Origin of the sequence: Lactobacillus sp. UMNPBX12 (genome assembly GCF_002553955.1) — a bacterium.
Classification (GTDB): Bacteria; Bacillota; Bacilli; order Lactobacillales; family Lactobacillaceae; genus Lactobacillus; species Lactobacillus crispatus.
The window spans coordinates 1-23528 of sequence record NZ_PCYY01000027.1 but is presented as its reverse complement, the minus strand read 5'-3'; the positions used below and the strand labels follow the sequence as shown (position 1 = coordinate 23528).

Here is a 23528-nt window from a genome sequence, read left to right as displayed (position 1 = left end):
CTTAGAATCCTACTTTGATTAAATAAATAATTAAAAAATCAATTTACGAGAAAGAACTATTTACACAAAAGATTTGACAGTTTCGCAATATCCATCCTTTTTACTCCCCTATAAATTAGATTTATTATACTATGAAATTATAATAAAACTCTAGTTCAATTTTTCAACAAAATAAGCATCCCTGCAAATCAACTGCAGTGATGCTTATTTCTTATTCTAAATGTTTTGCGTTATCTAGCGCTGAATCGTGCATCGGTCGATAATATCGCTTGCCATCTTGACTCAGTAGTGGCTCGGTGAACTCGCCTTTAGGTGTATGCTGCAGGGCATTCGTTACTGCATAAACTGCAGCATCTAAATCATCAATTCGGTGCAATAATTCCGCTTCTAGCAATGCCGGCAATTTGGGTGAACCATATTCAAAGCGGCCATGGTGACTAAGCACCATATGCCGCAATAAGAGTAAATCTTCCGACTCCAGATTCATCTTCATATCCTGAGCGGCCAGCATAATTTGTTCATCAATTAAAACCAGATGCCCAACCAAATTGCCTTCAGTCGTGTATTGAGTTGCGGCAGGACCTGAAAGTTCCAGTACTTTTCCCATATCATGCAAAATGCATCCCGCATAAAGTAGCGATCTATTCACTTGCTCATAATTATCAGCCAAACCTTTGGCATCCTTAAGCATTGATAAAGTATGAAAAGCTAAACCTCCGCGGACCGCATGGTGGTTGCTTTTACCAGCAGGATGATCATAAAAACGATCATGCCATTTTTGAAGTAAATACTTCACAATTTTTGTCCAGGTAGGATTATCAATCTGCATCACAAATTTATTAATTTCAGCTTCCATCTCATTAACTGGTTCCGGCGCTGATTTAATAAATTGATCTAATTCATAGCCTTCTTGTGGACCGACCACGCGCAGAGAATAGATCCTAATCTGGGGGCGACCCTGATATTCTTCTCTTTTGCCATTCAACTCAACGATTGTCCCAGTTGAAAAAGTTGCTGCATCTTGATTGTTAGCATCCCAGTAATTACCGCGAATCTCGCCTGAGCCATCACTGAATTGCATCGCTAAAAACAACTTATTCTTTTTATTATGACGCAACTGTGAGTTTTTAATCAAAACAACAATGTCCATTTCTTCTCCATCGTTGTAATCTAACAATCTCTTAAGCATCCTGTGTTCCTTTCGTAAAAGTTAATGGCTCAATCCCAAGCTGATCAACTAAATTCTTTTGAGCTGTGAAAATTAAAACTTGATTGTTTTCGCTAATCTTTTGCAATAACTGATCGATATAGCTGACTCGCTGATCATCAAAGTTTACAAACGAATCATCAATCAAGATTGGCAAATTAATTTCATCCTTGATCTGCTCAATAAAAGCTAACTTCAAGGCAAAGTATAATTGCTCAGCAGTCCCCCGTGACAAGTATTTTACTTCGCGCTTTTTACCATCACTTCTGACTACTGTTAGCTTCTTATCTAAATTAATCCCAACATATCTGCCGCCCGTTAGCAAAGCTAAGTATTCCTGAGCCGCCTTAAGCATCTTGGGGAACCGTTCATTAGATGCCAAGTCAAGCGAGCGACTGATCCACCTTGCCGCAAACAAGTTAGCCAAGTATTCTTTACTGCTCTGGACAAAATTGGTTTCTGTATTAGCCAGATCCTGCTTAGCCTTAAACACCGCAGTAGAATCAGCTAAATTGTCTAACTGCACTTGCAACTGAGCAACTTGACTCTGAAGTTCATTAATTTCTGCATTCTTAGTACTAATTTGTTCAGTCAAAGCCGTTAATTTATCTGCTAATTCGGTTGAATTTGTCTGCGTTTGCAGCTGTTGAAGATCATCGCCTAACGATTCCTTCAAGGCCGCAATCTGCGTCTTCAGTTTAGCCTGATTAAGTGAATCTTGATAAAGCTGATCGTAACCTGCCATATTTTCCACATTAACTTGGGCAAAAAGTGCCTGTAATTTCAGACCCAATTCTTTCAAATCTTGCTTGTCCTGCTTTAGTGATGTAGTTAAGCTTGCCTTTCTTTGAGATAATTCTTGTTTTTCACTAATTTGTGTCTCAAGTTCGTCCAAACCATTCAAAACTTGACTAAAGTCATTATCAATCGGTTGCTTCAATGCATTTTGGACACTTGAGGCCAGTTGAGCCACATTCTGATTCAAGACAGTTACTTGCTTATTATTAGTCTGTGCGGCATTCTTTTTGATTTGATATTGATTCAGATTAGTTAGTAAGCTATTTAAGTTTAGCGTATCAGGATTCAATCCATATTTTGTTTGGAAAGCTTGGCGTTTTTGAGCAACCAGCTTTTGCTTTTCTAATACTGCCGCATTTTGCTTATTTTGGTTACTATTTTTTAAGTATCCTGCTGCTAGGAAAATTAGTCCAGTAATTAATGCAATTACACCAACTGTACCCAACGCTACCAAAAGAATTACACCTAATGCCGCTAACACTGCACCGATAACATACCAAAGCTTGTCATTATTAGTTACATAAGCAGGCTCATTGACAGCACCTGGCAAAGCTTGATAGTCTGCCTGCATTTGTTCAATTTGCTCTGGTGTCAACTTGAGTAGATTTTTTAACTCAGGTGTCAAAGCTAATAGTTGCTCTTTCTCCTGCTTCAATTGGTCAGCCTTTTGCAAACAATTACGATATTCCGCTTGCCACTGCAAGAGTTGAGGCTTCTGCTGGATTAGCTTCTTCTCTAGCGTAAAATCAGACTGATCGTTTTCACCCAGGCCCTGCAACTGCGCTTCTACCGATTGAATCGTCTTTTGCAAATTACGTCCCTGAGCCATAATATTTTGGGCTTTTTGATAATTTTGACCATTAAAGTCGACATCCTTGACCTGTTTTTGCAAATCAAGCAGCGTCTGATAATTGCCCATTTCTTTTTGCAAATCATGCAAATCTTGTTCTTGTTTTTGTAAAACAGCCAGATCTTGTTTTTGTCTGTTTAATGCCGCTCTTTTTTGTACAAAATCTTGGTGCAGCTGTTCATAATCATTAAACTCATTTTTAGTCTGCGCTAATTTATCACGTTGATCAGTCATTTCCTTAAGCAGACGGTTTACTTCGGGCTTTTTACCTGTCTTTTTAAAAAGCTTACCTGCTTCTTTAGCAAAGTCGTCGCGCATTTCCAGCAACTTGCTAGAATCTGCTGCTCCCAAGTAATAAATTCGCTCAAGCAAATCCTCTTGACTTAAACTGTTAACCTGACCCAGCATTTCTTGGTTAAAAATAAAACTATCAGCGTAAAAAGAGCCATCAATATTTTGAATCTGATCAAAAAATACACTCTCAGGTACAACTTGACCATCTTTTTTGACGGTTAAAATTCCCTTTTTAGTCTTGTCACCTTTAGCATAGAGTCGCTCAAGTTCGTATTCACCATCAGCTGCAGTAAAAACTAAATTACCGCCCATCGGACTAACATGAGCTAGCGGCGTATAATCTTCAAAAAACGGTGAAGAGTTACTTCTCAAATGAAAGCCAAATAAGATCTGTTTAATAAAAGCTACCGTTGTACTTTTACCAGCTTCATTGGCACCAAAGAAAACATTAATTTGATCACTAGGCAAATCGAAGGTTTTATTCGAGAACTGCCCAAAGTTAATAATCTTAATTTGTTTCAGTCTCATCCTTAATTCCTTTCAATTTACTCATTAGTTTTACTTCTGTTAGATTCTTAACCGCCGCAATAAAGTCTGGATCAGCCGCTAATTTAGCAGCTTCTGGATCCTTTTTTTGCCAGTCACTAACAATTTGCTTGAATTCAGCTGGTGCAAATAACTCTTCTTTGGCAGCTTGGAAGGCTTGTTGGTCATTGTCATTTAACTTTAAACTAGTATTCACAACAAAGCGCACATCAACTAACTGAGAAGCAAATGGCAGCGATTGAGAAATAGTTTGCCAAAAATCAGGATCCTGAACTAAATCGCGTTCTTCGGCACTCAAATATTGAGCACCAGCAATCGTCAAACTAAAGTACGTTTTTTGTCCAGATTCAAACTTGGCAATAATTTTTGCTTGTAAGTCAGCTTTACTGATAGCTCCTTCAAGATTAATTTTTGTCCCTTGCCATAAAATTGGCCCTGTTTCTTTAAAATCAATAGTAGTCTTACCACTATTTTCATCAATCTCACCTAGATAGCATCCCTTGGCTCCCATCTCATTAATGTGGCGACCTTGAATGTTACCTGGATAAACAATCCACGGCGTACTACTTAAATTATTTCTCGCATGAATATGACCCAAAGCAAAATAGTCATAATTCAAGTTTTGCAACTCATCAACTGTAAACGGTGCATACACATTCTGACTAGCAGTAGCTGATTTCTCTTGAGCATGCATTAAACCAAAAGTATAATTTTTTCCTTTTGCTGGAAATTCTGGGATTTTATCCTCAGTGATATGGTTATTCAGATATGAAAAGCCGATTACGTCATAGTTAAAACCCGCATCCGTAGTAAAAGTAGCTTGCTCTACTGTTTCATTATTGCCTAACAATTTAAAGTAAGGACTGGGACTAACTAGCAGATCTTCTTGCTTCATGTGGTCATGATTACCAAAAATCATCACTACCTGAATTTGTGCATCAGTTAATCTCTTCACTTGCTCAGCAAAAAACAACTGAGCCCGTGGTGACGGCTGACTGCTATCAAAGGTATCCCCTGCTATTAAAACTAAATCAACTTTTTCAGCTAATGCTAGGTCGACAATTCTTTTTAGCGACTGATCAGCTGCCTGATACATATGGTTAAATTCCTCAGATGGCAAAAAAGATAGCCCACGAAATGGACTATCTAAGTGCGCATCCGCAAAGTGAATAAATTTCATCGCGAATATTAATTTCTAAGATCTTCATAAAGATCATTAATTGGCTTAGTGTAAGCTTTTTGTACTTCACCAAGCAAATCGTACAAACCCTGTTCATTCGTAAGAAGCGAAACAATTTTATCATTCTTTTGAACTTGATCATTTAAGTCCTTGTAAGCTTGTTGATCTTCAGCTGAAAGTGGTTGACCAGCTTGTTGTGCTTGCATGATCTTATTTTGCAATTCATCCATTTTTTTGAATAAAACTGAAGCATCCTTATCATCTTCAACAGCTTTAATTGCTTCTTGCAACTTCTTGTATTGATCAGTTTGAGTCAAATCTTCTGCTAACTTGTTAGCAGCATCGTAAATGTTAACCATCTAGTCCTCCTAAATTTTATTGGCCAAATAAGCCTTTAAGGCTATTATACCATTCATTGATTTTCTGTCCTGCAGAACCGAGTCCATCTTGAATTTTTTCACCTAATCCATTAGTCCAGTCATCATTAGAACCGTTATTCTTCACAATCTGGTTAGGTGCCTTCTCCGTGAATTCAGTTTGCGCGGTGTACGGCAAAATTCCTTCCATCTCAGCCTTATATAAACGCGTAATTCCTGTTTCAGAAATGCCCTGCATGTAGTGTTGCTTGTTAGTGTGGTCAAAACCAACCCAGGTAGCAAGTACAATGTCAGGCGTATAACCGACGATCCACTGGTCCTTGGTACCAAATCCATATGAGTTAGGTACTTCAGTTGACCCCGTCTTCCCAGCTACACGGAAGCCATTTGGCTGAGCAGAGCGCCCTGTACCATTAGTGAAAACGCCGAGCATCATAGTCGTCATTTCTTTAGCAGTATTTTCAGAAATAACGCGGTGGCTGCTTGGATTATTATTTTCGGCTAAAACGTTACCCGAAGCATCAGTAATTTTGGTAATAAAGAAAGAATTATTAGGCAAATTACCCTTGTTGGCAAAAGCTGAATATGCACGTGCCATCTGAATTGGCGAAACACCTGAAGATAATCCACCTAAGGCAAGCGCTAAATTACGGTCACTCTTTGGTACCTTAATTCCAAAGTTTTCAACAGATTGCACGCCTTTACTTACACCAATCTTATCCAATAGCCAAACAGCTGGCACATTTTTACTTTGTTCTAAAGCTTCATACATTGGAATTGTATTAGAATAGCCATTGTCCACATTATGCGGTTCATAGCCATTTTTACCAAATTTCTGCAACTTGTTCGATAGTTGCGAGTCATAGTGATAGCCATTTTGTAAAGCTGGGGCATATACTGCCAACGGCTTGATTGATGACCCTGGCTGCCGCTTCATCTGCGTTGCACGATTGTAACCCCGGAAGACGTGCTTACCGCGACCACCGATAATTGCCCGAACAGCACCAGTACTTGGGTCCATTGCCACGCTAGCGCCTTGGCTTTCAGTTCCATCACTACCATTTTGTGGGAAAAGCCAGCTTTGCTCAAAAGTATCCTGCAATTTACCCTGATAATTTTGATTTAAAGTAGTATAAATTTTAAGCCCCTTATTCATGACTTGTTCTTCAGTTAAGCCATATTTAGAGATTGCCTCGTCAACTACAGCATCAAAGAAGTAAGGATAGCGATAGCCGTTTTTATTTTGAAAAGTATTCCGCAAAGTTAATCCTTGCTTTTGATACATTTTAGCTTGAGCCGCTGTCAACTTATTATTATCCACCATCAAGTTTAAGATTAAATTTCGTCTTGCTAAAGCATTTGACATGTGATCAACCGGATTATAAAAACTAGGATTTCGTAAAATTCCAGCTAAAGTTGCGGCTTCACTCGGATTAAGTTCACTTGCGTTTTTGCCAAAATAGCGACGACTTGCATCTTGCACGCCCCAAACTCCGTTACCAAAGTAAGCATTATTCAAGTACATCGTTAAAATATCTTTTTTGGAGTAAACATGGTTAATTTCAATTGCAAAAAAGAGTTCTTCCAATTTTCTTGAAAAAGTCTGCTGCTGGGTCAAAAGCGAGTTCTTGGCTAACTGCTGAGTTAAGGTCGAACCACCACCAGTTACTTGACCGTGATGAATCACTAAACTTAAAGCAGCTCGCGCCATGCCTTTAATACTAAAACCTGGGTTCTTCCAAAAAGTCCGATCTTCAGTCGAAATTACGGCATTTTGAATATTAGGCGAAATCTGGTCATATTCCACAAATGATCCCTTTTGCGAGTATAAAGAACCTGCTTTTTTACCCTTGTAGTCATAGATTGTAGTTGTGGTTGAAAGCGAGGCCTTCAAATTAGCTATGTTTGATGTCTTAACTTTAATTGTATAATAGGTACAAGTTAAGAGCATCAATGTGAGCAGGATTAAAATAATCCAGCGTCCGATAAAGAAGCGACTATCAAATCGATGCCAAGCATCTTTAAAGCCACCTCTTCTTGGTTGGTCGTTATTCATTAAATATTGCTCCTTTTTAGAAACAAGAAAATTGTACCATACTATCAAAACACGTGTTTATAACTAGATTAGACTTAAGAAATTATTATGAGTTTCCATTTTACACTTTTTTACCCAGAAAATCTTGCTCCGGCATCTGTCAATGAAGTACTACGTCAACTTTTAATCCCTCGCAAGTGGCGTCATTTTTTGCGAATTGAACAAAATATTTTAGTTAACGGCAACTATCGCTATTTTAATCAAAACATTTTACCTGGTGATAAAATTGAAATTAACTTGGATCATGTTGAAAGTGATCAACAGGCTTATGCACCAAGCGGTAAGATGCCCGATGTTATCTATGAAGATGATAATCTTTTAATTATTAATAAGAAAAAAGGGCAAAAAACGCACCCTAATCTAAATGAAACTAATACTGCTCTGAACGATTGTACTACTTATCTTGGTCAAAGTCCCTATATTGTTCATCGATTAGATATGTTAACTGGTGGTTTACTTTTAATTGCTAAAAATCCTGCAGTTGTACCTATTTTAAATCGTGAATTAACCAGCAAAATTTTTCACCGCGATTATTTAGCTAAAGTTATCAATGCTGATCACTTAGCTGAAAGAGGTACGATTAATGCCCCAATTGGTCACGATCCACTTGATCAACGCAAACGCAAAATCGATCCTACTGGATTAAGAGCAGTTACTCATTATCAAGTTTTACAAAAAAATGATGACAATACTGCGATTGTCAAATTGACGCTTGAAACTGGTCGTACACACCAGATTCGCGTTCACCTTGCCTCTTTAGGAAGTCCTATTGTAGGCGATCCTTTATATAACCCTGATTTTGCCAGTGAGAGATTAGCCTTAGATGCTTACGAAATTTCATTAGTTCAACCTTACTCTTTTACTAAATTAAATGTAAAATTGCCCAAAAACAAAATTGAACTCTAAAAAAGCCTTTGACTGCAATACTGCAATCAAAGACTTTTCATCAAATTATAAATTTTACCAATTATATTCATTTGGATCCTTTTTACCTAAGCCAATTGCATGATCAAGGAGGATCCTCTGCTCATAATGAGCTACATTTAGCTTAGTCGCCTTCACCATGTCAGGGTTAACTGATACAAAATCAATGCCACTTCTGACTAAAAATTCAGTAAATTCTGGATATTCTGATGGTGCTTGACCACAAATCGAAACCGTCTTACCATCTTGATGAGCAACCTTTATCAAGTGCCTAATCGCCCTTTTGACGGCAAGATTTCTTTCATCAAAAAGATCAGCAATCACATCATTATTCCGATCGCACCCCAGTAAAAGCATCGTTAGGTCATTTGAACCAATTGAATAACCATCAATAAATTGATTGAACTGGTCCGCCAAAATAATATTAGCTGGAATTTCAGCCATCATGTAAACCTTGAAGTCTGCGCTTCTAACTAAACCTTGTGTCCGCATGATTTCCGTCACTTTGCGCGCTTCATCCACTGTTCGGCAAAATGGAATCATCACATGTAAATTCTTTAATCCGAACTCATCGCGCACCTTTTTTACCGCTTCAAGTTCCAATTTAAAAGCATTAATATATTTTGGATCATAATATCTAGAAGCACCGCGCCAGCCTAATAGGTCTGCTGGTTCATGCGGCTCATATTTGTCGCCGCCCTTTAAGTTGCGATATTCGCCAGACTTAAAGTCTGAAAAACGTAAAACTACTGGCCGTGGTGCCATTGCCCGCGCGACTTTACCGATTCCATTAGCTAGCTCGTTAACTACCCTCTCTGGATGACCAGTTTCAATCAAATAAAGGGGATGCTGGTGAATATAAGTCGTCCATAAAAATTCTTCGCGCATTAAACCAATCCCATCAGCTGGCAAAGATGCATATTTTTCAGCAAGATCAGGATCTCCTAAGTTCATCATGACTCTGGTTGCAGTTGGTGGGAAATATTCAACTGCAGCAGGCTCAGCTGGCTTTTCATCGACTTTTTTAACCGCGTCTTTAACAACTCCAGCATAAACCACACCATTTTTAGCATCGACGGTGACAGTCTCGCCGTTTTTCAAAGTTTTCGTAGCAGCTTGTCCACGGCTAGTTGTTCCAACTAAACAAGGTATCTGCATTTCACGTGATACAATTGCAGCATGACAGGTCATTCCACCATTATTGGTAATAATTGCGGCCGCCTTTTTCATTGCTGGCACCCAATCAGGCGACGTCATTAGAGTGACCAAAACCTCGCCCTGCTTAAATTCATTGATATCTTTTGGATCATCAATAATATGTACCTTGCCTGAGACAAAACCAGGTGAAGCTGGCAAGCCTTTTAACAATACTCGGTGTTCTGTAGTTGCTTCTTGTGGTGCATCGGTTTTCTCCTGCTTTTTCTTTTGTGACCAAACAGTTTCTGGGCGTGCTTGAACTAACCACAACTTATCATTTTGATCAAGTGACCACTCCATATCCATGTAGCAGCCATAATGTTTTTCGATTTCTTTAGCATAACCAGCTAATTCAATGATTTGCGCATCAGTCAAAGCAGGCTTATTCACTTGATCTGGTGCTACCTTTTGTTCAATTGTTCCTCCCGATGGCAATCTGATCAACTCAATTGGCTTTTTAGTCACCATTTTGTGTACAATCTTCATCGTATTTTTATCAACTACATAGTTATCGGGTGTAACAGTTCCAGACACCACGTATTCGCCTAGTCCCCAAGAGGCCTCAATCATAACCTTAGTGTCATCACCAGTTGCTACATTGACCGTAAACATCACACCAGCTGCTTTAGAAAAGGCCATCATTTGAATCGCAGCTGATAAAGCAACTTTTTCTTGTGGAAAGTTTTGTTTAATTCGGTAATAAGTTGCCCGGTCGGTGAAAAGAGAAGCGTAACATTCTTGCACCTTTTTCAAAACATTCTCACGACCATGAATATTTAAATAAGTATCTTGTTCGCCAGCAAAACTAGCATCAGGCAGGTCTTCGGCAGTTGCACTAGAACGTACAGCAACGAATGGCTCATTTTGGTGCATCTTTTGGGCTAAGCTATCGTAAGCACAGCTAATTTCTAAGGCTAAATCATTTGGCATCGGCGCTTCTATAATTAATTTTCTAATTTTGGTGCAAATTCGATGCAATTGCTCAGAATCTTCTGGATCAGTTAAAGTGGCCAATAATTTATCAATTTTTTGATTTAAATCAGAATAATTCATAAAGTGGCGGTAAGCTATGGCAGTAGTCGCAAAACCATACGGAACCGGGACATTCGTTTCAGAAGTCAGCTCACCTAATGAGGATGACTTACCACCGACTAAATCAACATCATCGCGATGCAATTGATCAAACCACAAAATATAATTATCTCTATTCATGCTTGTTCTCTTTTCGTTAACGCACAACTAACATTTCATTTTTAGCTGCTTTATTTAAAACCACATCTTTAGCTGTTGATAATAACTTAAATATTTCAAGTTATTATCAACAGCAGACATTTTTACTATCCCGCAATTATCATATTCTTTAAAAGTTGGATTTACTCGCTGCGTAAATAACCTTAAAGCCGTCCCATGTCCAACAATCAAAATTGTATCGTTGGCATGGGTTGAATCAATGATTTTAGTGATCGCTCGTTCCATTCTTTCTTCAACATGTTGATCCGGCTCCATTGCGGCATTAATACGGCTAAAGCCACGTCGCCATGGCAACATGAATTCATCTTGTCCTTCATATTCACCATGAGATTTTTCATGCAGGTCACGCAGTCGCGTATAAGACAATTGATTATCAGTTATAATTTCTAAAGTATCGCTTGCCCTTTCCTGCTTTGAGCAAAATGCGGCATCAAAACTAATTTCTTTTTGCAAAAAATATTTCCGCACCGCTGTCGCCTGCGCTTTCCCTAATTCCGTCAGAGGAGAATCACAAGTACCTTGTATTTTATGATGCACATTGAACAAAGTTTGCCCATGTCGCACCAAATATATTGTTCTCATTAACTGCTACTCTCTTTCCTTTTATGCATATTAATTGTGAACAACTGTATAATACCACAATATTTTGAAAGCGCTTAAAGTTATATATTAAGTATATATAAAGCTATATACCAAATTTGTGAAATTAATATAATGATTATGCATTTATTTGTCAAAAGTAGATTTGGCATTATCTAGGGCTTGTTAAATAATGTTCATATTTGGAACGGTCTAATTTATTGAGTTGCTGGATAATTAGAAAATTGTGATGATTGCAACCAAATAGTAAATCTTTTTAATTAATTTAAAACTATTTAAAAGTTAGTGTTTTTTAATGCTATTTTCTTGCTTTTTTACAAAAAACTATATCTATTTTTCGAGTTAAGAGTATAATTTGTGGTTGTACTATTTTTCACTTATTTTTTCTACTAGAGGAGAAGAAAGTATCTATTATGGAACATACTTGGTTAATGAAGTATTTTGCCGAATTTTTCGGTACGATTATTTTAGTTGTTTTAGGTAACGGATCAGTTGCCAATTCTGTACTACGTGATACCGGTGGTAATAGCCGTGACGGTCAAGCCAATGGTGGGTGGCTCTTGATCGCCTTCGGTTTTGGGTTTGGAGTAATGCTCCCAGCCATGCTCTTTGGTTCAATTTCAGGGAACCACTTAAACCCTGCTGTTACCTTAGCTCAGGCTTGTTCAGGCGTCTTCCCATGGGATCAAGTAATGCCTTACATCTTGGTACAAATGCTTGGTGCCATCGTGGGACAACTAATCTTAGTAGCCATCTACTGGCCTTACATTGGCAGAACCACTAGTGATGATGCTGTTTTTGCCAGTTTTGCGACTGGTGATTCAGCTAACAGTAAGTTCAACGGTTTTATTACCGAATTCTTTGGCACTGCTATTTTGCTTTTCATCGCAGTTGGTTTATATCGTGGCATGTTCTTCAAGCAATCTGAAGACATTGCTAACATCGGGGTTGGTTTCTTAATTACTGCTTTAGTTATGGCAGTTGGTGGGCCAACTGGACCAGCTTTGAATCCAGCTAGAGATCTAGGTCCAAGAATTGTTTATGCTTTATGTCCTTTGCCACACAAAGGTTCAGCCCACTGGGATTACAGTTGGGTACCAGTGGTTGCACCAATTGCAGGTGGAATCTGTGGTGCATTATTATACAAAATTGCATTTGGATTATAAGAAAATATAAAAATGCTTATCAAAATCAGATAAGCATTTTTTGTTACTCTAATTAAGCCTCAAGCAAAATATTGAATTCTATTTTTCCTTTTAAATCTCAATGCAAAAAACAGCCTAGCCCAAGCTAGACCCCCCTGCTATATAACTCCACGTTGTAGCGCCATAAAAATAGTAACAATCAACAAATCTGCACTACCACCAAGACTATAATTCTTTTCTTTAAAAATCAAATTCAGTTTTTGCATAAAATTTTTACCATCTACAGTGCCATAACCGCCTAAATCCAAATATTTTTTAGCCTGCTCATGTGCCCAGGTAATTACTTCAATATTACCGGCTCTTTTGATCAAATTTGAGTCCTCAATCTCACTGACAATTTTCATCAAAGTATCTAACAAACGCACATTCAAATCGCCCGTTGTTTGAGACAAAAACGGCAATGCTACATCCCTCACTAAAGGATACCCTGCTTCAGCCTCTGCTCTTACGCCACCTTTGCCATATTGCAAAAATTGCTTTTCACCAGCAGTTTCCTGTTTTTGCCCTAAATCACGCTCAACTAATCCTTGAGTCATTGCTTGAATTACAGTGAACTCATCCTCGCCATTTTTTTCACAATAAGCACTAGCACATACAAACAATCCCAGCGAAAAAATTGCTCCCTTATGCGTATTCACATTTTTGGTTGCTTGAAACATTGCCTTTTCAGCTTCAATACCAGCTTGACGAAGTTGATTAAACATTTGGCGCAAATCTTTTCTCAGGAAATCAATACCAATTTGAGCTGACTGTTTAAAATATTTTTCCAAACTCAAACTGCTATCGATAAAAAGATAAACATTCATATCAAGGTGAGATCCTACGTCTACAGGATCAACCAGACCAGGTTTAGGATTAGTGACAACTTCATAAAGCAAAGCTTTTAACGCGTTTTGAGTGATTTTTTCTACTGTCATTTTTACTCCATCCAATAAATTGTTAAGTTAATTTTAGCATGTACTTTCTACTAATTTTCAAAAATGGCACAATAAGAAGTAGTGGGAGAAAAATTCATGAAAAAATATCAGTTCAAAACTTACCAAATTGCTGATATCGGCGATTATTTGAAAGTATTTGCTTGTACGGCAGTGATGGCACAGCCGATTATGGCGATGATCATGGGCATAGGACAGCCTACACATACGCAAGATATTTTTGGGATATTTTACAACTTAGTCAAATATACAGCACCAGCCTTTATTTTTGGCATTCTATATACCACGATTCGGACTAATGATGAACAGGGCAGTTTTTCATATCAAAAACATATGCAGAGTAATTGGTCCAACTTATTTGTACCGACTATTTGGTGGATGCTAATTTACTTGTTAGGGATGCCATGGCTACAACAAGTAAATTATTTTCATAATTTTGCTTCGTTATGCTGGCAATTTATCAATGGCAATGCAGCACCGCACCTGTGGTACAACACGATGATGCTGCAATTTATCATTTTGATGCCGCTATTTTGGTGGCTCAGCCGTTATGTGGATCATGATTTAAAACGTGGGATTTGGATTGCAGTACTCACTTTTATACTCTACTTTGCTTGGCTTTATTTTTATGACTACTACGTTTTTCATGGTATTCACGAGCACGATTGGTACTTACTCGACCGAATATTTATTTCGTTCTTCATTTATGGAGTTTACGGCGTATTAGCTTGGCAACTACGTAGCTATTATAATCAGCTAGTAACAAAATACTGGTGGTTAATTGTTTTTCTATTTGCTGTATGCTTTATCTGGACTAACATCGAACTGCAAAAATTTGGCCATCCCATCAACTTTAATAATGCGCCATACTATAAACCATCAATGACACTTTATTGCTTAGCCGTTATTGCACTTGTATCCGCATTTTGTTTACATCAAGTTAAGAAAAAATCACAAACCAGTTTAAAAGTATTCCACTTCTTGGCTACTTATGCTTATCGCGCATATCTATCCAATGTCTTTTGGAACCAACTTGTTTGGAGAGGATTAAACATGCAATATCATGCCACATTTCATCCCTTCCTAACCTTCTTTGGCACTTGGTTATTAACTTGGATTTTGTCATTTACCTCCGCTTACTTTTTACATGTTTGGTGGCTGAAAACTAAAAATCTAGTCCAGCATTAATCATCAATTTCGTATAATTCCTCTGCTTCTAACAGAAAATCTTTCATAAACGGCAGTGAAAATGCCACTTTACCATATCCTGCATCAACAATTACTTGACTATCAATTAAGCGTTGACGATATTGCGAAACATAATTTGGACTCTTTTTCATTTGGTGACGAATATCACTTATGTTCACAATATTTTTAGGGTTATGCGCCATAATAGATAAAAACTTTCTATCTATCGGTGATAGTTCAGAAATAATTTTAGTGTATGCATTACGAAATAGATCATTTTTAAACGATGAAATAGATTTCTCTATGCTTTGGTCTGTTACCTTATCAGCAGAATTTTGCCAGACATAATAACCTAAGTCCTGAAATGCATAAGCATAACCTTTAGTCAACTTAGTCATTTTCATTAAAGTACTATTATCGATCTCTTTATTTCCTCTTTCAAACGCTTTTTGATAACGATATTTAATATCAAAAAGATCAAGTGGCCCTAATGGTACACGACCACTTCTTAACAGAAAAGTTAAGACATCATTGTTTTGCAACTCAGAAACATTTTTAGGCAAACCTGTCATCATAATATTAATAGGATATTTCTTTAATACCATTATTTGGTAAATAGAAGCTAAATTAACAATTTCAGGAGTTTCTTTAACCTCATCTATTGCAATTAATAAAGATTGACCATGACTCTTCAAAACTTTTAACATTTCTTCAAGTAACACTTGATAAGTAGACTGAGGATTTGACACGTGGATTTCCAGTTCAAAACCAAAGGCCGAAAACTTTACCCCATCAATATTGTTCAACGCCTTTTTTACTGGATTTGCCGCTTCCTGATATATACTTTGAATGAGCGTAGCAAGCAAATCGCTCGTCATGGCTAAGTAAATAACGATCCAATTATTTTTCTTTTCTAAAGTTGAAGTAATATCAGCAAGTAATGAAGTTTTGCCAACCCCGCGCATCCCATAGATCATTGACGTTTGATAAGGTCCAGTGCCACTTTCAAGTGATCTTACTATATCTTCTACTATTTTTTGTCGCCCTAAATATATTTTGGGAACTTTGCCAAAGTTAGGGTCAAATGGATTCATTATTTCAGACATGATTGATGTTCACCTGTTTTCATTATTTTAGTTGTTGTTTTTTAATTTTAGATCTCTTTAGATCTTATGTCTAATTTTAGATCTCTTTAGATCTTAAAATTACAAAAAAGCACTCCAAAAATCATATTCTCTTAATACACTTTACATTAAGCAAGTATCTTAAGTTTTATGCCAATATGTCTTCAAATAAAAAATTCAGCTTTCGCTGAACTTTCTTTTATCTCTTCTTCGGTACAAACACAAGAGCCAAGAATAAATTAATAATTATCAAAATTAGTAATATCATAAAGGTCCATTTAGAACCGACTGCTGTACCATTACCTACATGATTATTCTGCGCTAGCGCAATCAAAGTCCCAGCTAAAGCAGTCCCCAGTGCACCTGAAAACTGTTGCAGCGTATTAAAAATCGCATTACCTTGTGCGTGGCTAGCTTTACCTAAAGTAATCAAACCGCTAGTCATTAAACTGCCAAAGCACATCCCGTATCCGCTATAATAAAGAACATATAACAATACAATGGCAAGATTGCTTAATGGTGCCAAAACATTCATCAAAATTAAACTAGTCAAACTAGCAATTATTCCTATAATAATCGGCAACCGCGCGCCTTTTTTATCAAGCAGCTTGCCCGCTAAGGCCGCCATTAACGCATTAATTACCGCACCGGGAAAAGTAACCCCACCGGCTAATGAAACGGAACCATAATTGACAGCTTAGACATAGATTGGAAAGATAAAACCCAAAGCTAGCATCGCAATTTTGGCAAAGCAATAAGCTATTAACTGCATGCTAAAACGTAAATTTTTAAACAGTTGCGGACTAATCAATGCTGCTGTATCGGACCAAGATATTTTGAGCCAAATTAATAAACTAATAATTCCTAAGATTAAGAAGCCCCAAACTCGGATTGAGAAAAATGAATATTTAGCAATCCGCGTAAAGCCCAGCATTAAACAGACCAGCCCAATAGCCAAAGATAGCCATTGCACATACTTGAACTTCACTTTTTCAAGCGGATTAATCTGCCGAATTGAATAGCTTCCCGTAAATAGACTCAAGATAAGTCAACTACCCCAGAATAAATTCTGGGGCTTGGTGGCTGGCTCGTTAGCTTGCGCTAACCAGAACACCAACTTGCTTAGATACGGACTTGACTTACCAACAATAATCTTTTGACTATTGCCGATAGAGGTCGTCTAATTACCAAAGCCTTTTGAGTCCGCGAGTTGCTAGCGGACTGCAGCCTAGCTTAGGCTGCTTTTTTTATTTTAGAATTCTGCCAGTTGCCTAAGCCTTTTTCTAAGATGTTTACTGCCGCATTCCAATCACGGATATGATGCGTTTGACAGATTGGACAAGTCCATTCTCGATCCTTAAGCGTTAATTTCTTATAACCGTTTTGTCCCATAATACTGCCACATTGATGGCATCTTTGGGTGGTGTACTTAGGATCAATTGTTTTGAACTCTTTGCCATATAGGTCTGCCTTATATGCCAGCATGTTCAGAAAACTGCGCCAGCCAACATCAGAAATAGCTTGAGACAAGGCATGATTCTTTAACAGGTTCTTGCTTCTTAATTCCTCGGCAACTACTAAATCGTGGTTTTTGATTAGTGCAGTTGAGAGTACTTGCAAGAAGTCATTTCGCTGTCTGCGAATCTTATCGTGCAGTTTAGCGACTGCTAGACGCTGTTTTTGATAATTCTTGGCTAAGCGCAAATTGCGTCCCTCTTTCTTAGCTCTGCGCTGCCTGCGAGACAAGACACGTTGGGCATGGGCAAGCTTCTTTTTGGTTTTGCGATAAAATCGTGGATTAGCCACCATTGCTCCGTTAGATGCTGTTAAGAAATTATCAAGATTGAGGTCGATGCCAATTTGACTCTGCGTCTTAGGCAATTCCTTAACAAAGGCAATATCGCTGCCTAGTTGCATTGATAAGTAAAACTGGTCGTCAGCGGTCTTTTTAATCGTGACTGTGCCAATTCTAGTTGGGATATGATTAAGCAAACGCTCTTTAATCAATTTTCTAAAGCTGGCAATGCGGACAACGCCTAGCTTAGGCAATTTAACGTGCTTAGCATCAATAAATCTAGCTGTCCCGTTATCAAGAAAGGCTTCTGTCTGTTTAGGATACTGACAGTTGGTCTGATATGACCAATCACTACGTTTTTTGTGAAAAGTCGGAATTCCATGACCAAGCTTGCGATAGTTGTTCCAAGCTTTCTGATAGTTTTGAATCGCATTGGCAATAGCGAGACTGTCAATTTCTTTAACGCGTAAAAAGCTATAGGCATCGCGAATGTTCTTTGGCTTAGCCAATAACTCATTATCGGCGACTACTTCTTCTGCTAGCTTAGTCTCATAATTATTAAGAACAGAAAAGGCATTACTTGATATTGTCTAACAGCTAAGTAGCCCTTAGCCCGATAATTGTTCCGATTACGTCCTACATAAGAGTTGTAGACAAAACGCTGAGCATCATAATTTAGCTTGATGATTTTCTTTTGTTTAGAACTAGGATAAAAGCGTACTTTCAAGCCAAAATGGTAGGCTAAACTGCTCATTCTCTTCATGTGTTTCACCTCCTTCTGTAGATTAGATATTTATATTTTACAGGAAAATCGAACATATGTCTTCATTTTTTAATAAAAAAAGCTGACCATTAGGTCAGCTTGGCCCTATCCATCCCCGCATTAAAATACGGGGAATTTCCGGGCGTTTTTCATTAAAAATAGCGAAATAATGAAGATCCAGCGCCAATTAAGTGCATCGGTAATCATTCCGCCAAAAACTGGCCCTAAGGCAACGGCACAGGCAGTAATCATAGTGCCGATTCCCATCATAAAGCCTAGTTTTTCTTTAGGTACTTCAGCCAAGATAATATTGTACATTAACGGTAAGCCAATCCCCGTGCCGACTCCTTGCATTGCCCGTCCTAATAACAATAAATCAAAGCGCGGTGATAAAATATCGATGATTAGCCCCAAAGTAAACAAAAGAACTCCTAGAATAAAAATTTTCTTAGTCGAAATTCTTAATCTAATCTGTGAACTAATCGGTACGATAGTCGCAATTACCAATAAGACTAGTGTGTTTACCCACTGAACTTGATCAGTGGTAATCGAAAATTCTTTAATTAACGTTGGAAAAGTAACTGTCGTGGCTGTTTCATCCAATATTCCTAAAAATGAGAGCATCCCTGCCGACAAAATCGCTAATACCAAGCGTGGCGTAACTTTTTAGCCATTTTCCATCTTCTTTTCTAAATATAATCCACTTCAATGTTTTTGGTATAAGTTTATTATACTGTTTGCCGACTACCGTTCACAAAAAAATAAAGCTCAGTAATTCGCTGAGCTTTATCATGGATTAATGGCTAATATTTATGACTTCTTTTCCATCAAAATCACACAATTTTCTTAAAATGTTCGACTTAGGATTATATTCATAAAGAGTACCTGCATCTAAAATCCACTGATTAATTTGCACATAAGCATAATAAGAGCTATGTGCCTTAAACAATGTCAATTTATAAATATCAGCGTGCACATTTTTAGTAATGCTGTTTATCATTTTCCAATAATTAGCATCATCAACTTTGTGTTTCTTTTGATTATATAATGGCACTTCTTTCAATAGTCTTAAATGAATTTGATTTTTCTTAGTATACGTGTCAAAAATATTTGGACTAACCTTGATTCTTTCTGCCGTACTAAAATCACCCGTACTATGAGACTCACGTGTTTTTCCATTTGCAAGCACGTCATAGTTAGCAATCTTTTTAGCTTTAGAATTAATATTTACAGTTTGAACTCGAACCACAGTATTACTTTGCCCATAATTCTTGCTAAAAAATATTATCCCTATTCCAGCAATGATAAGAAGCACAAATATACTGCTAATAACTAATCTTTTCTTATGCATAAAAATTATTTTTTAGAAAAATAAAGCTCAGTCATTCGCTGAGCTTTACTACGTAATATCTTAATTTTACAAGCCAAATAATAACAAGTTCTTTCCTTCTACATTCATGGAACCATCCTTCTTAAGTTGATTCAATGAACGTAAAACAAAATCTCTTTGACTGCCACGTAACTTCTTAGCAGCTTTCATTGCAGCGTTAAAGTCACGTTTATTGTTTGCCTTTTTCAGGCTGGTATTTAATCTATTAGCAATTCGCTTGAGTGGCTTGGTCACGCCTTGCATAGACTTGCTGTTCAAGTAGTAGTATTGCAAGAAGGCTTGAGTAGTCCAAGTTGAATACTTTTTATCCTTTGAAGCGACCAAGTATACTGGAGCACCAGCGCCGCGACCTTTTACATTAAGTACCTTTTCTACTCTAAACTTGATCTTTTGTACATTTTTAGGACTGATGGTCTTAGCACCTTTAGCAAGAGTTACATTTTTGAACAACTTATTATAATTAGCTTTGCCGACATAGATTGGGGTTGCATCTTTGTCGTTAAGGATACGCATAACGTAACCTTCTTTGGTTAAACTAGCTTTATTTTTAACTGCAGATGCAGGAATAGTTGCAGCATTTACTGATACAGGTGCAACAGCTAATACACTAGCAGTACCAGCTACTAATAATGCACTCGTTACTAATTTTTGAAATTTCATTTTAAACACTACCTCTTTATAAAAAATGATAATTGCAAGTTGCTTAATTTATCTTTTGTGACTTGCAAATGCATTTTAACACACATTAGTGTACTGTATTCCAAGAAACTGGAATCGAAGTTAATCCCGTTGTCACACTTCCTGTACTTCCATGAATAAATTCACTAACTGGCTTTGGCGCTCTAAAATGGTGTGTCTGAATATACTGAGTAATTTGATAGCTTAGTCTGGCATAAATAGTTTGAACAGCTTCACCTTTTTCCGCCTTGTCGATTGCTTCATCAAACATTTTAATTAATTCTACATCATGCTCAACCTCAGGTGTAAAACGTACCTCTTCAAGTGCATTTTTAAAATCCATAATATCTGGTGAAAGTTCCGAATCTTGATCTTTCTTTTTGCCAAACATATTAAATCCCCCTATCAGTAATAGTATAAATCACTATCTATGATATTCAAAGCCATGCCAATGCGCATTTTCTGGCGCTTGTACCCAGCCACCACCTAATGCAGATTCTAATCCTTGGCGATTAACATCAAGTACAGTTTGCAATGGGCTTTTTGTTACATAGTAATGGAAGTTCCCTTTACTGTCTTTATAGCAATATCCATTTGATCCGTAGCCTACAATATAACCATGAGACTTACGATGTTTTCTCTTTTTACCCTTCACAAAAGTGATAAAAGGAGATACTTCTTGATCCAAATTATTATTTTCTACATCTTCATTAGATAATAATACAACATTGTTTTCTCTAACAGTTTTATTAAATAAAGTTAAAGCTTCTTGAATCTTATGAATAGTTTCTGGACTTAAAGTACATGATTTATTCGAAGTATCAAGCATATACTGATTATTTTCAATTTTAATATACTTATTTGCTTGTTGAATTTGTTCTTGGGTTAAACTATTGCCAGCCTTTACTGCTTGGCTAGCTTGTCCAACACTACTTTGCTGTTCAGCAGCGTACACAGTAAATGTAGCACTATTTACATCTGATACTAATAACATCCCTGCAACAACTGCAGATGACAGTAATAAGTTCTTCTTGTTGAAAATTTTCATTTTCTTTTCCCTCATAAAATCAACTTATATTTGACATTCATAAGTTACTCAACTACCTCTTCGTAATTTACATAAATTATGTTAGCACGGTACTATTCCATTCGAACTTTCTGTCATAAGCCGCTTATTGCGATACAAATTCAATTCATTAATTAAAATATGACACTAAAACAATGCAAATAAGAGTTAGAATAATCAAATTTACACGTATTGACTAATTTTTAAGATTGAATTTTATCATATAAATGTTGCATTCTTTTATACGCCGATTGTGAAAAATCAACAGTATCACCGTTTACAAACGTTACTTTGTACTTCGGCAAATCAATTAATTTTATATTTTTAGGATTGGCTAAACAAGATTGACTAATCTTTACTAAAGCCGCAGACTCCTTAGCATATTGATTGATACTGCCAAAGAATTGATTTTCGCCTCTTACATTCACCATAATTAGCTTATGTGGTGTTTTGGTGGTCGAAATATAAATAATATCATCAATATCTATGTTTCTCACTTGTCTTCCCACTTTATAATGAAAAGTTAGCTTTTCTGTATAATCAAAATTCTCAATATTTGAAATAGAAATTTCTAACGTAGCAACAAGCCGCTGTTTAAATCTATCATAATCTTCCTTATTTCTCGGTTTTACAATATAGTCAACAGGACCAAGTCTTCTCTCAAAAGAAATCAAAGACAAGTCGGCATGCGTCGTAATAAAGATAATCTGTGCCCTTTTATCCTGCGATTTAATCAACTCTGCCAAATCAAAACCATTATTTTGACCAACTTCTTGTCCTAGCTCGATATCTAACAAGTAAATGCCACCAGTATAGACATTCTTTTTCAAATACGTCTTTGCTTCTGAAAAAGTAGTGACAGAAGCTACATCAAAGGCAACAGCATGCTCATCAGAAATAATTTCTTCTGCTTTTCCAATCATTTTGACTATATCATTTATTTGCGTTTGATCATCATCACAAACAAATACTGGATATCTCATTCTATTCTTCCTCCATGTTCTCATTATCTGGCATAATCTCTAAATCAAAAGTAAACCAACCATCCTCAATTCCATAATTAATAAGCATGCATTCCTCATACTTAGATTCTATTCTCTTAATATTAGCCAGCCCAATTCCCGCATGATTTTTCTTAGTAGAATAGCCTTCCTTGCTTAAAATATTGGTAGACAATTTAGTATCATTCACTATTTTATTTCGAATTTTAAATTCAAAATTACCATCTTCTTGATAATACATTGCATCGACTTTAGCATTACTTTTATCACTAAATTTTCGACTCTCTTCGATAGCATTATTGAATGTAATCCCAATAATTCTGACTATATCTAAAATATTAACTGACTGTGGAATTCTATAGATTTCCACGTTACACCCAAAACTATAAGGGAATTGTTCATTATAAAGTTTAGCTAATTTAGTAATAGCAATACTTTTCAGCTCATCTACATGAATGTGATTAACATCTTGATATTTTCGAAGTGATTTATCATCAACCTGGGAATCAGTATATTTCGCAAGCTGTTGCACAACGGCTTTAATATTGCCTTCTTCTGCACTAATTCTCAAGCCATTTAAAATATCTTGATAATCATGTTTAAAATTACGAAGTTCATCTTCATTTTTATCAAGATAGTCAGAATATTCTTTTAATTGAGCAATTTCAGCTTCCATACGTTTTTGTTGCTGTTCCGTTTGTATCTCTTTTTGTATTTTTACAACACCCATATACAATAAAACTGCAAAAATTGCTTGAAAGACTAATAAGCCTAAAGAAAACTGTAAAACTCTTTTTGGCTCATTTTCAGAAAACACTAAATAATTTATTACATATCCTGTAATATATATATAAATTAATACTCCAACTAAAATAGAACTATTTTTGTCTAATAATCTATTCTTAATTTCTACCTTATACTTTTTCGTGACACATATAATTACAATACTTACTATCAAATCAAAAATATAATTTAGGATATTGTTTTCTATAGGTACAATGATTTTAAAGAGACTGTCAAGAAGTTTGTGTAAATAATCTCTCTCGTTGATTGACTTTTTTATT

General features: G+C 36.6%; 20 protein-coding genes and 2 pseudogenes. 3 read left to right on the top strand and 19 right to left on the bottom strand.

Going from position 1 to position 23528, the window contains the following annotated elements; genetic code table 11:
• Window positions 1–211: 211 nt before the first annotated feature.
• From CP363_RS09170 to CP363_RS09150, 5 genes are read right to left on the bottom strand one after another with little or no spacing between them, the layout of a single operon-like run.
• The gene (locus CP363_RS09170) at window positions 212–1189 is read right to left on the bottom strand and encodes a 3'-5' exoribonuclease YhaM family protein (protein ID WP_013086708.1); all 978 of its coding nucleotides are present in this window, start codon (window positions 1187–1189) and stop codon (window positions 212–214) included.
• On the bottom strand, window positions 1182–3677 hold the full coding sequence (locus CP363_RS09165; RefSeq protein WP_098036173.1) for an AAA family ATPase: 2496 nt from the start codon (window positions 3675–3677) through the stop codon (window positions 1182–1184). Before CP363_RS09165 ends, CP363_RS09170 begins: the two co-directional genes overlap by 8 nt.
• Window positions 3658–4875 carry a DNA repair exonuclease gene (locus CP363_RS09160; RefSeq protein WP_098036172.1) on the bottom strand — a complete coding sequence of 406 codons (1218 nt, stop codon included), beginning with the start codon at window positions 4873–4875 and terminating at the stop codon, window positions 3658–3660. Before CP363_RS09160 ends, CP363_RS09165 begins: the two co-directional genes overlap by 20 nt.
• Window positions 4876–4883: 8 nt before the next feature.
• Entirely contained in the window at window positions 4884–5234 is a 351-nt protein-coding gene (locus tag CP363_RS09155) for a YlbF family regulator (protein ID WP_023488623.1), read from the bottom strand.
• A gap of 16 nt (window positions 5235–5250) precedes the next feature.
• The gene (locus CP363_RS09150; RefSeq protein ID WP_057726724.1) at window positions 5251–7308 is read right to left on the bottom strand and encodes a PBP1A family penicillin-binding protein; all 2058 of its coding nucleotides are present in this window, start codon (window positions 7306–7308) and stop codon (window positions 5251–5253) included.
• An 87-nt stretch (window positions 7309–7395) separates the two neighbouring features.
• Between CP363_RS09150 and CP363_RS09145 the strand changes: the two genes are divergently transcribed.
• The gene (locus CP363_RS09145) at window positions 7396–8253 is read left to right on the top strand and encodes an RluA family pseudouridine synthase (RefSeq protein ID WP_005718094.1); all 858 of its coding nucleotides are present in this window, start codon (window positions 7396–7398) and stop codon (window positions 8251–8253) included.
• A gap of 54 nt (window positions 8254–8307) precedes the next feature.
• On the opposite strand, the gene ppsA is transcribed toward CP363_RS09145, so the two are convergent.
• Both ppsA and CP363_RS09135 read right to left on the bottom strand, forming a co-directional pair.
• Window positions 8308–10680, bottom strand: coding sequence for a phosphoenolpyruvate synthase (ppsA, locus tag CP363_RS09140; protein WP_098036171.1), 2373 nt, complete (start codon window positions 10678–10680; stop codon window positions 8308–8310).
• A gap of 54 nt (window positions 10681–10734) precedes the next feature.
• Entirely contained in the window at window positions 10735–11301 is a 567-nt protein-coding gene (locus CP363_RS09135) for a histidine phosphatase family protein (protein ID WP_098036170.1), read from the bottom strand.
• A gap of 431 nt (window positions 11302–11732) precedes the next feature.
• Between CP363_RS09135 and CP363_RS09130 the strand changes: the two genes are divergently transcribed.
• On the top strand, window positions 11733–12485 hold the full coding sequence (locus CP363_RS09130; RefSeq protein ID WP_054832836.1) for an MIP/aquaporin family protein: 753 nt from the start codon (window positions 11733–11735) through the stop codon (window positions 12483–12485).
• A 137-nt stretch (window positions 12486–12622) separates the two neighbouring features.
• On the opposite strand, the gene CP363_RS09125 is transcribed toward CP363_RS09130, so the two are convergent.
• Window positions 12623–13441 (bottom strand): triphosphoribosyl-dephospho-CoA synthase, encoded by an 819-nt coding sequence (locus CP363_RS09125; protein WP_005723485.1) that lies wholly within the window; start codon window positions 13439–13441, stop codon window positions 12623–12625.
• Between the two features lie 96 nt (window positions 13442–13537).
• Here CP363_RS09125 and CP363_RS09120 point away from each other — a divergent pair, with 96 nt between their 5' ends.
• Window positions 13538–14647, top strand: coding sequence for an acyltransferase family protein (locus CP363_RS09120; protein WP_005726482.1), 1110 nt, complete (start codon window positions 13538–13540; stop codon window positions 14645–14647).
• On the opposite strand, the gene CP363_RS09115 is transcribed toward CP363_RS09120, so the two are convergent.
• The 11 genes and pseudogenes from CP363_RS09115 to CP363_RS11010 form a co-directional block, all read right to left on the bottom strand.
• Window positions 14644–15753 carry an ATP-binding protein gene (locus CP363_RS09115; protein ID WP_005726484.1) on the bottom strand — a complete coding sequence of 370 codons (1110 nt, stop codon included), beginning with the start codon at window positions 15751–15753 and terminating at the stop codon, window positions 14644–14646. The genes CP363_RS09120 and CP363_RS09115 overlap by 4 nt on opposite strands.
• 217 nt (window positions 15754–15970) lie before the next feature.
• Window positions 15971–16438 (bottom strand): annotated as a pseudogene (locus CP363_RS11020) (MFS transporter); the annotation flags it as partial.
• A 30-nt stretch (window positions 16439–16468) separates the two neighbouring features.
• Complete coding sequence (locus CP363_RS11015) at window positions 16469–16813, bottom strand: hypothetical protein (RefSeq protein ID WP_005725821.1); 345 nt, start codon at window positions 16811–16813, stop codon at window positions 16469–16471.
• 191 nt (window positions 16814–17004) lie between these two features.
• Window positions 17005–18329: pseudogene (locus CP363_RS09100) on the bottom strand (RNA-guided endonuclease InsQ/TnpB family protein).
• Window positions 18330–18449: 120 nt separating this feature from the next.
• A complete protein-coding gene (locus CP363_RS09095; protein WP_005726493.1) occupies window positions 18450–18980 on the bottom strand; it encodes an MFS transporter in 531 nt (176 codons plus the stop codon).
• A 145-nt stretch (window positions 18981–19125) separates the two neighbouring features.
• Window positions 19126–19680, bottom strand: a complete 555-nt coding sequence (locus tag CP363_RS09090) for a hypothetical protein (protein WP_023488631.1) — start codon at window positions 19678–19680, stop codon at window positions 19126–19128.
• Window positions 19681–19746: 66 nt separating this feature from the next.
• Window positions 19747–20379, bottom strand: a complete 633-nt coding sequence (locus CP363_RS09085) for a hypothetical protein (RefSeq protein ID WP_098036169.1) — start codon at window positions 20377–20379, stop codon at window positions 19747–19749.
• 85 nt (window positions 20380–20464) lie between these two features.
• Complete coding sequence (locus CP363_RS09080) at window positions 20465–20788, bottom strand: bacteriocin immunity protein (protein WP_005723493.1); 324 nt, start codon at window positions 20786–20788, stop codon at window positions 20465–20467.
• A gap of 33 nt (window positions 20789–20821) precedes the next feature.
• Window positions 20822–21445 carry a garvicin Q family class II bacteriocin gene (locus CP363_RS09075; protein WP_013086764.1) on the bottom strand — a complete coding sequence of 208 codons (624 nt, stop codon included), beginning with the start codon at window positions 21443–21445 and terminating at the stop codon, window positions 20822–20824.
• 221 nt (window positions 21446–21666) lie between these two features.
• The gene (locus CP363_RS09070) at window positions 21667–22446 is read right to left on the bottom strand and encodes a LytTR family transcriptional regulator DNA-binding domain-containing protein (protein ID WP_013086765.1); all 780 of its coding nucleotides are present in this window, start codon (window positions 22444–22446) and stop codon (window positions 21667–21669) included.
• Between the two features lies 1 nt (window position 22447).
• Window positions 22448–23528: GHKL domain-containing protein (locus tag CP363_RS11010; RefSeq protein ID WP_369822280.1), on the bottom strand; the 1081-nt coding region annotated here is incomplete at its 5' end.